Below are 9,905 nucleotides of genomic sequence, written 5' to 3'. Positions count from 1 at the left end.
TCCCCCTTCTCCGGAACCCACCCATGAGCACCCTGCCCACTGACGAATCCCCCCGGGCGCCCGAGGACACGGAGTCCCAGGCCCCTGTCCTCACGCGCCGGAGCCTCCTGGCACGCACCGGCGCCACGCTGGCGACCGGCGCCCTGCTGATGCACGGCCGCGAGACCCAGGCCCAATCGGCCGTGCCCGGCGCGAAGGCCCCGCGCGCGAACTCCGCGGCAGCCACGGGAGGCGCGGTCGCCCGTCAGACGCACCTGCCTCCCGGGAAGGCAGGCCGTGACTACCGCCCCGTCGTGGTGCCCAACGGCACGAAGCTGCCTTGGAAGGACGTGGGCGGCGTGAAGGTCTTCCACCTGGTGGCGCAGGAGGTGGAGCATGAATTCGCGCCCGGCCTCAAGGCCACCTGCTGGGGCTACAACGGCCAGGTGCACGGGCCCACCATCGAAGTGGTGGAGGGGGACCGCGTCCGCTTCTACGTCACCAACCGGCTGCCCGCGCACACCACCGTGCACTGGCACGGCATCCTGCTCCCCAACGGCATGGACGGCGTGGGCGGTCTGAACCAGAAGGCCATCGCTCCGGGAGAGACCTACCGCTACGAGTTCACCGTGCGGCAGTCGGGCACGGGCATGTATCACTCGCACCACGACGAGATGACGCAGATGGCCCTGGGCATGGTGGGGATGTTCGTCATCCACCCTCGCAAGCCGGTGGGCCCGCGCGTGGACCGCGACTTCGCCATCATGTTGCACGAGTGGCGCATCGACCCGGGCACGAACCGCCCGGATCCCAACGAGATGACGGACTTCAACATCCTGACGATGAACGCGAAGGCGTTCCCCGGCACGGAGCCGCTCGTCGTGCGCCAGGGTGAGCGCGTGCGCATCCGCTTCGGCAACCTGAGCGCGATGGACCACCACCCCATCCACCTGCACGGCTACCAGTTCCGCATCACCGAAACGGACGGAGGCCGCATCCCCGACAGCGCGCAGTGGCCGGAGACGACGGTGCTGGTGCCCACCGGCAGCACGCGCACCATCGAGTTCGTCGCAGACGAACCCGGCGACTGGGCCATGCACTGCCACATGACCCACCACGTGATGAACCAGATGGGCCACGACCTGCCCAACCTCATCGGCGTGAAGCCCGGCGGCCTGGACGCGAAGGTGCGCCCGCTGCTGCCCGGCTACATGACCATGGGCCAGACGGGCATGGGGGACATGGGCGGCATGCACCACATGCCGGTGCCCTCGAACTCCATCGCCATGGTGGGCGGCAAGGGGCCCTACGATGAAATCACCATGGGCGGCATGTTCACCCTGCTCAAGGTGCGCGCCCGGCTGGAGGGCGAAGGCGATCCCGGTTGGTACACACTGCCTCCGGGAACGCAGGCGCAGCTCGCGCAGGAAGACGAGCTGCGCCGCGACGGCATCGACGTGGAGGCCCCACCGGGCGCGGAGCCTGGAGGGGCCCGGAGAGGCTGAGCACTCCACCGCAAGGCCACGACCGCCTGCCAGACGACCAGACCGTCGTCAGCAATCAAGCCCTTGCGCTGACTGCGCTCGACCGTCACTTTTGTCTTAAGTGCACAGTTCGACGCATTACTCCGCAGCCCCGCTCGCGCATCCTTCACCGCAGTGCTAGCGCGCTTCCTGGCCCGGTGGGTGCCAGAGGATGCGCAATGGCGAGTGTCGCGGACATCATCCGCAGTCATCTCACGGAAATCCTCTGGCGGTGGACGGAGGAGGCGAACCGGACCGCGTCGGCCCGAGGCCTGGGGGGGCCCGAGTTCAGGAACATCATGCCGACGTACCTGACCTCTCTCGCCGACATCCATGAGAGGCCGGGGGCTGGCATCAGCGACCAGCAGAAGTACGTCGAAAGCCACGTGTCCGCGCGGCTTCGCCAGGGATTCCACGTGGCGGAGGTCGTCGAGGAATTCGCAATCCTGGGACGCTGCATCACCCGGATGTGGAGCAACGCTCCGCTCGACCAACAACCTGATGCCCTGGATGTCGAACGGCTCTTCACCGAGCTGCATGCGGCCTCGACGGCCGTGACGGACCTCTTCAGCAAGCACCTGCTGGAAGATGAGCAGACGGAGAAACGCTACCTGCGCCTGCTCCAGCAGGTGGCCAGCGAGGCGCTGGCCTCGGATGGGGCGACCCTGCGAGACCGCCTGAAGGAGGTCCTCGAGCTGATCCTCGAAGCGATGGGGGCCCAGAGCGTGGCCCTGCTCCTGTACGAGCCGGCGAGCCAGAACCTCGTGACCGCGGCCTCCGCAGGGGCCGCGGATGAGGCCTTCGAGCACTACGCCGTCTCGCTGGACCCTGCGTCCTTCCCGGGAACGGTCGCGGCCGGGGGAGAGGAAACCAGCGCGCTCCAGGATGCCAGGACCACGACACTGACCGTGAGCGGCGCGCTGCGCAACAGCGGCATCCACTCCGTGCTCGGTGTCCGGCTTCCTCCCCACCACGCGCTGATGGGGGTCCTGTACGTGGGCGTCTCCGACATCCGGGAGTTCACCCATCGGGAGAAGACGCGGCTCCAGTCCCTGGGACAGCACCTGAGCATCCACCTGGACAACGCAAAGCTGTATGCGGACCTCAAGGAGAAGATCGAAGCGCTCGAGGTCGAGCGGCACCTTCGCGAGCGGTTCGTCTCCGTCCTGGCGCACGACCTGCGTGGCCCCCTCGCGGCGGCGAGGATGAGCGCCCAGATGCTGATGCGCTTCCCGGAGAAGCTGGACGAGCGGCGCGACCTGGCGTTGAGGATCGACCGGAACATCGAGCGCACGGACCACATGGTCCGGGATCTGCTCGACGCGAACCGCATCCGGGCGGGCGAGCGGATTCCCCTGCGACTCGACGAGTGCGACCTTGGAGGGATCGCCAGGGAGGTCGTCGAGGAGCTGAGCACCCTCCATGGGGACCGCTTCGTCCTGAAGACAAGCGAACGCGTGCGGGGCTTCTGGAGCGCCGAGGAGCTGCGCCGCGCCCTGTGGAACCTGGGGAGCAATGCCTTCAAGTATGGAGCAGCCGACCGGCCCATCACCTTCACGGTCTCCCGCACCAACGCCGGGGCACGGGCCTCCGTGCACAACACCGGCCCCGTGATTCCGCGCGACGACCGGGAGAGCATCTTCCAACCCTTCAACCGGACCCGGTCCGCGAAGGAGGGACCCGCCAGGGGCTGGGGATTGGGACTCACGCTGGTGTGGGGATGCGCCCAGGCGCACGGCGGAAGGGTCGTCGTCACGAGCGAGGCCACCACCGGAACGACCTTCACCCTGGAGCTGCCGTGGGACGCCCGGCCGTTCCAATCCAGCGGACGGTAGGCAGGGGTCCGACGCAACGCAGGCCCGGCGTCACGGATGCGTCTGTTTCGGGACCGGCCTGACAGGGCGCTGACATGAGGGGGCGTTGTCCTCTCATGATTCCTTTCGCCTTCGCCTCACACTGGTCGTTGAGCGTGCTCTTCCAGAGCCTCTTCCAGCACCGCTACGCCGCGCACCGCATGTACACGATGGGGCCACGCACCGAACGGGCCCTGCACCTGTCGACCGCCCTGGTGCAGGGCTCCAGCTTCCTGGACCCGCGCGCCTACGCCATCATGCACCGCGAACACCATGCCTTCGCGGACACCGAACGCGACCCGCACTCGCCCGCGCACCACAAGAATCCGCTGCGCATGATGCTCCAGACGGCGCGCCGCTACGCGGGCCTGCTCACCGGCAGCATCAAGTCCGAGCCGCGCTTCCTCGGGGGCTATCCCGAGTGGCCCGCCGTGGACCGGCTCTTCAACCAATGGACCACGCGCGTCGCCTTCGGCGCGCTCTACACGCTGTTCTACAAGCGCTTCGCCACGCGCCGGTGGCACTGGGCGCTCCTACCCATGCACTTCGTGATGGGGCCGGTGCACGGCGCCATCGTCAACTGGTGCGGACACCGCTACGGCTATCGCAACTTCGCGAGCCGGGATGAGTCCCGCAACACGCTGCCCATGGACGTGCTGTGCATGGGGGAGCTGTTCCAGAACAACCACCACGCCCGGCCGGCGAGCCCCGACTTCGCGGCGAAGCGCTTCGAACTGGATCCCACCTGGCAGGTGATGCGCCTGCTCGCCCGCCTGAAGCTCATCCGGATCGCGCAGGCCCCGCAGGGCGAGCAGGCAGCACGAGGCAGGGCCCCCCTCCGCGAGAACAGCGGCGGAGCGCTCGCGGCATCCCCATCCTTGTGAATGAGAGAAGGAGTGGGCACATGCGATTTACAGAGAGCGTCGTCCAGGGGCGCACCGTCGTCGCGGCAGGAGGGCAGAAGCTGGGGACGGTGGAGACCCTGACCCTCGACGACCAGACCTGGATTGTGGAAGCGCTCCAGGTGAAGCTGGCTTCGGAGAGCGCCGACGAGCTGGGCGTCTACTGGAACTACTTCCACGCGGGCCGGGTCGACGTGCCCACGCGGCTGGTCCATTCCGTGAGCGACACCGTGCTCCTCGCCGTCACGGTGGAGGAGCTGCACCGGACACTTTCCGCTGAAGCCGCTTCCGCGCAGGCCCCCTGAGTCATCGCTCCCGCGAAAGAAAGACGTCCGTGAAACAGGGGGCCCTGCTGAGACATCAACCAGCAAAAGCTTGAAAACCAGTCCAGCTCCACAAGCAAGTTCCAGCAGGAGGGCCGGGATGGGGGTACATTCGGGAAGTTCCCGGAGGAACCGCCCATGACCGCTCCCCTGCCGACGCTGGAACGCCTCCCTCGCGGAGCGCTCACGTTGTTCCGCATCCGGGCGCTGCTGCGCCTCGGGATGTACGGGGCCGTGGCCTTCGGGGTGGCCCTGGCGCTGTCGTTCTCCGGCGTGGAGCACTGGCCCTTCCTGCTGCCGTGCGCGGTGGTGCTGGGCCTGAGCGTGTTGACGGCGTGGTACCCGCAGCGCGCGCACGAGCGCTGGGGCTGGGCGCTGCGCGAGCACGATCTGGTCATCTCCCACGGCGTGCTGCTGCACCAGGTGGTGTCGATCCCCGCGGGCCGCATCCAGCACGTGGACGTCCACCAGGGCCCCATCGAACGGTCGCTGGGACTGGCGCGCCTGCAGATCTTCACCGCCGCGGGCAGTGGCGCGGATGGGGAGATTCCCGGCCTCGCGCGGGAGACGGCGGATGCCCTGCGCGAGAAGCTGGTGCGGCGCGAGGCGGACGATGTCGTCTGAGCCCGTGCCGGTCTCCGTCTCCTCGGAGGCCGTGCCCAGCACGAACGAAGTTCCCTGGAAGCGCCTGAGCGCGAAGGCCCCGCTCGCGGCGCTGGTGCCCCTCACGTCGACGGTGGGACGCGTGTTCCTGGGCGCGCTGCTGCCCACGTACTTCGCGGGCGAGCGCGGCCTGCCCGTCATCCTCTGGGTCATCGTGGGAACGCTGGCGCTGGTGATGCTGGCCGCCGGGCTCTACGAGGTGGCCACGCTGAGCTACCGCGTGGACGGACGCCAGTTGGAGATCCGCTCCGGCATCTTCACGCGCACCTCGCGCTTCATCGAGGCGGCGCGGGTGCAGAACACGGAGGTGCTCCAGCCCTTCGTGTCGAAGCTGCTCGGGTTGGTGGAGGTGAAGGTGGAGACGGCCTCCGGAGGCAAGGCGGACGGCCACCTGCGAGGCCTGGCGCCCGAGGATGCGCAGGCGCTGATCCAGGCGCTCCAGGCGGTGCGCGGCGAAGGTCCGGCGGCGGCGGTCCTCCCGGCAGAAGCCATCCAGGACGAGCGGGTGCTCTCCGAGGCCCGGCTGGGAGCGCTGCTGCTCTACGGCGCGACCGCGCTCGGCGTGGGCGTGCTCGCGGTGGTGATGGGCGCGCTGCACGAAATCACCGAGACCTTCCACAAGCTGTTGCTGCCGTGGATGGAGGCGCACTGGGAAGCGGTGGCGGCCCCCGGGATGCGATGGATGGCCGCGACGGTGGCGGCGCTCGTGGGGCTGTTCACCCTGTGGTTGGTGAGCGGTGCCCGGGCGGTGCTGCGCTTCCATGGCTTCCGGCTGGTGGACACCGGCACGCACCTGCGCGCGGTGGGAGGGCTCATCACGCGCCGGCAGGTGACGGTGCGCAGGGCGCGCATCCAGCAGGTGGTGCTGGATGAGCCGCTGTTGCGACGCACGCTGGGCTTCGGTTCGGTGGAGGTGGAGACCGCGGGCGTCCGGGCGGGCAACGAGGCCACGGAGCGCGCGGAGCTGCTGGTGCCAGTGGTGCCCACCGCGAGCATGCCCGGCCTGCTGCGCGAGTTCGTACCGGAGCTGCCCGACGCCATCGACGCCCTGCCCCTCAAGCCCGCGCATCCCAAGGCACTGCTGCGGGCACGGATCCGCGCGGTGGGCCTGAGCGTGCTCGTGGCCGCGCCCGCCACGTGGTTCTGGGGCGCGTGGGGCGCGCTCGCCTGGGGCCTGCTGCCCGCGCAGCTCATGGCCGCGTGGTTCGACTGGCGCTTCCAGGGATGGCTCATCACGGACGCGCTGGTGGTGGTGCGCCAGGGCTTCTGGAGGCGGCGCACGACGGTGGTGCAGCGTTCGCGCATCCAATCCGTTCGCGCGCGACAGGGACCGCTGGAGCGCGGCTACGGCATCGGGCACGTGAGGATCGACGTGGCGGGCTCGCATGTCGTCCTGCCCAGCGTGGGCTGGGAGGAAGCCCAGTCCCTCATCGACCTGCTCCCAGCCCGTCGGCGCGTGTGAGCCGCGCTCCTTGAGTGCTCCAGAATGGCGCGCACCCCATCGGGTGTCGTGGGGCAAACCAGCCCCAGGCGCATGTCTGACTCCACACCTCCCAGTCGCGGTGTCTTCCCTTTCATCGGCTCCTTCCCAGCCGCGGCCTCAGGCTCCGCGCTCGGCTTGTCCGCACGGGATGGGAACCACGGCGAACAGCTCGCGGCCTTCCTGCCTGGTGAGAAACTGGAGCCGCTGCTCCTCCTCGGGCGCAGGGGCGTGAAGTGTTCGCTGGTGTGCTATGCCCCGCCGCATGGAAATCTTCCGACTTGCGGATACGGTCGAGTTGAACAACGCATGGCTCGTCGGCCTGAGCGTGGCATTGCTGCTGCTCGTGCTCTGGGCCGTGCTCGTGGCCTCCAGTGCGCTGCTGTACCAGGGCATCCGGCTGATGGGTGTGAAGGCGCTGGAGCAGATGGCGGATGCCCTTCGCAAGCGCGCCCGGCTGAGCGCCGCCCTCCTGTCCTTCGTGGTGGTCATCGCCGGCATCGCCGTGCTGGGCTTCTCCCTGTGGGCGAAGAAGGATCTGGATCCCTACTTCAAGGCCTTGCTGGCGGGGGTGACGGTGGAGGGGCTGGCGGCCCTGGGGCGCGGAGCAGGGCTGCTGGTGTTGTTGCTGACGGCCTTCCTGGTGCTGGAGCGGGCGGCGCGCCGGCTCCTGGTGAGGATCGAACGCAGGGTGAACGAGTGGCAACTGAGCCCGGAGCACAGGGCTCATGCCCAGAGGGCGATGGAGCAGGGCCCCGGCTTCATCAAGCTGGTGCTGGCCTACATCGCGGTGAGCGTGGCGATCACCTCGCTGCAACCCCCGGCCGCGTTCGACTGGCTCGTTGGCACCACCATCTTCGTGCTGCTGTCCATCAACGGCGGGCGCCTGGCGGTGTCCTTGCTACACCTGATGTCGGGTCGGCTGGTCGAGTCCTGGCGGGCGAAGAGCACGGCCACGAAGTACGAGGAGTACTTCCTGGTTCTCACCCGGCTGCTGCCGGTGGGGCAGAGGAGCCTGGAGGCCATCGTCTACATCTCGGTGGCGACCCTCATCATCCGTCGGTTCCAGGGGCTGGAGCCCTTTGCTCCGTACGGGCCGGTGCTCATCCGCGTCATCGCCCTGTTCTTCGCCGCCAGCGTCGTCGTGGAGTTCGTCCGGCTGCTCATCGCCCGGGCCTTCAAGATGGACGGCCCCGACCTGGATGACAAGACCCGGCGGCGCAACACCTTCGTCGCCCTCATCCAGAGAGCCTCCACGTATCTGGTCTACTTCCTGGTGGGGATGATGGTGCTCAGCGACCTGGGTGTGGACCCCACCCCCATCCTCGCTGGCGCCGGCATCGTCGGCCTCACCGTGGGTCTGGGCTCGCAGGCCATCGTCACGGACATGGTCAATGGCATCTTCCTGCTCTTCGAGGACCAGATCCTGAACGGCGACTACATCCGCATCAACGATACCGAGGGCGTGGTGGAGGAGATAACGCCTCGCATCACCCGCATTCGCGATCGCTTCGGGCGCCTTCACATCCTCCGCAATGGTGAGGTCAAGAATGTCATCAATTACAGTCGCGGCTGGACGCTGGCGGTCGTGGACATGGCCGTGGCCTATGAGTGCGATTTGAAGAAGGTGCTGAATGTGATTGGCCAGGTCTGCGAGCAGGTGCCCATGCTGTCGGCGGGCAAGGTGTCCGAGATGCCCAAGCTGCTGGGTATCGAGAGCATGGACGAGAGCTGGATGACCATTCGCATTGAAGCCAAGGTACAGCCAGGGACGCACTTCGACGTGAAGCGGCTGCTCAACCGGCTGTTGTTCGACGCCTTCAACGCCAACGGCCTGGAGCTCCCCTACCCCAAGTCGGTGCAATACGAGGGGACCACGTCACTTCCCGCCACCGCCGCCGCGCCGCCGGAGGAAGAGGAGCCCCCGGCCCTCGCCGCCTCGAACCGGTAGCGGCAGGCACGCTCCGGGACCTCAAGGGGGCGGCTGCAACGATTTGCGTTCCTTCCCGCAGACCTGGAATTGGAGCCAGAAGGAGCTTTGGCATCCGCGAGGATGCGGTCATTCGCCGTCCACGCCTGCGATCCCACCGGTACGGCACGCCACCCCGCCTCTTCAAGGGTCGTCACGATGAACTCGGTCATTTTCGCCTGCGTCCACAACGCCGGCCGCTCGCAGATGGCCGCGGCCTTCTTCAACGCGCTGGCCGACCCGGCCAAGGCGACTGCCGTGTCCGCCGGGACTCAACCCGGGGAGCGCGTCCATCCCGAGGTGCTGACCGCCATGGCCGAGGTGGGCATCGACCTGTCGGGTGCCAGGCCCCAGCGCCTCACGGACGAACTGGCCCAGGGCGCGCAGTGGCTCATCACCATGGGCTGCGGGGATGCCTGCCCGTTCGTGCCGGGACTGAAGCGCGGTGACTGGCCGCTGGAGGATCCGAAGGGCAAGCCGGTGGATCGCGTGCGCGAGATTCGTGAGGACGTGCGCGCCCGCGTCACGGAGCTGCTGAAGCAAGAAGGCTGGGCGCGGTAACGCCCTTCCGAGGGGCGCCAGACCTCGGCTACGAGAGCGCTCCCACACTCGCGTAGGGCGCCTTCCCTGGAGCACGCCGCGCGCTCCAGCGGCCGATCAGCCAGGGCGCCAGCAGCAACAGGTTCGCGGCGAGCACGAGGAAGCCCGTCTCGCCCAGCCACGGGCTGTCGGGAGGATTCGAGGCGGCCAAGAGCGCCCCATGCACCTCGTTCCAGATGCCATGGAGCACGATGGGCGGCCACATGCTTCCCGACTCCAGTTGCAAGCGCGCCATCACCACCCCCAGCGGCACCAGGGCTCCCGTGAAGAGGAGCGCCGTCATGCCCCAGGACTCCGCGCGCATCAGGAGCGGCAGATGCCAGAGCGACCACACGAGGCCGGTCAGCATCAGCGCGCCGGGGACCCGTGCGTCGAGCAGACGTTGCGAGAGGTAACCCCGCCAGCCCAGCTCTTCCCCCGTCACCCAGAGCAGGTGGAAGACGAAGCCCACGGTGACATGCAACCCGAGTTGCAGTGCCATCCGGACCCCTGGAGTGCCCGGGGTCGTCACCAGCCTCGCCCCTCCGGGGAGCATGAGGGAGAAATGGGCGGGGGGTTCGAAGGCCGCGAGCCCCAGGGCCCAGGCGCCGCCATAGGCCAGCAGCCCCACCCC

At 68.5% G+C, this 9,905-nt stretch carries 9 protein-coding genes; 8 read left to right on the top strand and 1 reads right to left on the bottom strand.

Annotated features, from left to right (window positions below; all coding sequences use genetic code 11):
• The first annotated feature begins 23 nt into the window (after positions 1-23).
• The 8 genes from D7V88_RS34135 to D7V88_RS34100 all read left to right on the top strand — a co-directional run bounded on the left by D7V88_RS34135 (position 24) and on the right by D7V88_RS34100 (position 9,253).
• Positions 24-1,484, top strand: coding sequence for a multicopper oxidase family protein (locus D7V88_RS34135; RefSeq protein ID WP_208726639.1), 1,461 nt, complete (start codon positions 24-26; stop codon positions 1,482-1,484).
• A gap of 197 nt (positions 1,485-1,681) precedes the next feature.
• On the top strand, positions 1,682-3,337 hold the full coding sequence (locus tag D7V88_RS34130) for a sensor histidine kinase (protein ID WP_120544795.1): 1,656 nt from the start codon (positions 1,682-1,684) through the stop codon (positions 3,335-3,337).
• 95 nt (positions 3,338-3,432) lie between these two features.
• A complete protein-coding gene (locus D7V88_RS34125) occupies positions 3,433-4,239 on the top strand; it encodes an acyl-CoA desaturase (RefSeq protein WP_120544794.1) in 807 nt (268 codons plus the stop codon).
• A 20-nt stretch (positions 4,240-4,259) separates the two neighbouring features.
• The gene (locus D7V88_RS34120; RefSeq protein WP_208726638.1) at positions 4,260-4,562 is read left to right on the top strand and encodes a PRC-barrel domain containing protein; all 303 of its coding nucleotides are present in this window, start codon (positions 4,260-4,262) and stop codon (positions 4,560-4,562) included.
• Between the two features lie 156 nt (positions 4,563-4,718).
• Positions 4,719-5,204, top strand: coding sequence for a PH domain-containing protein (locus D7V88_RS34115; protein ID WP_120544792.1), 486 nt, complete (start codon positions 4,719-4,721; stop codon positions 5,202-5,204).
• Complete coding sequence (locus tag D7V88_RS34110) at positions 5,194-6,705, top strand: PH domain-containing protein (RefSeq protein ID WP_158625220.1); 1,512 nt, start codon at positions 5,194-5,196, stop codon at positions 6,703-6,705. Before D7V88_RS34115 ends, D7V88_RS34110 begins: the two co-directional genes overlap by 11 nt.
• 316 nt (positions 6,706-7,021) lie before the next feature.
• Positions 7,022-8,674 (top strand): mechanosensitive ion channel family protein, encoded by a 1,653-nt coding sequence (locus D7V88_RS34105; RefSeq protein WP_244238537.1) that lies wholly within the window; start codon positions 7,022-7,024, stop codon positions 8,672-8,674.
• Between the two features lie 177 nt (positions 8,675-8,851).
• Positions 8,852-9,253, top strand: a complete 402-nt coding sequence (locus D7V88_RS34100; protein ID WP_120544790.1) for an arsenate-mycothiol transferase ArsC — start codon at positions 8,852-8,854, stop codon at positions 9,251-9,253.
• Between the two features lie 28 nt (positions 9,254-9,281).
• Here D7V88_RS34100 and D7V88_RS34095 read toward each other — a convergent pair.
• Positions 9,282-9,905 (bottom strand): CPBP family intramembrane glutamic endopeptidase (locus D7V88_RS34095; RefSeq protein WP_147448973.1); only part of this gene is annotated, 624 nt, incomplete at its 5' end.

The organism is Corallococcus terminator, assembly GCF_003611635.1.
Lineage (GTDB): Bacteria > Myxococcota > Myxococcia > Myxococcales > Myxococcaceae > Corallococcus > Corallococcus terminator.
Note: the sequence above shows the minus strand (reverse complement) of the source record. Positions and strands in the feature narration are given on the sequence as shown.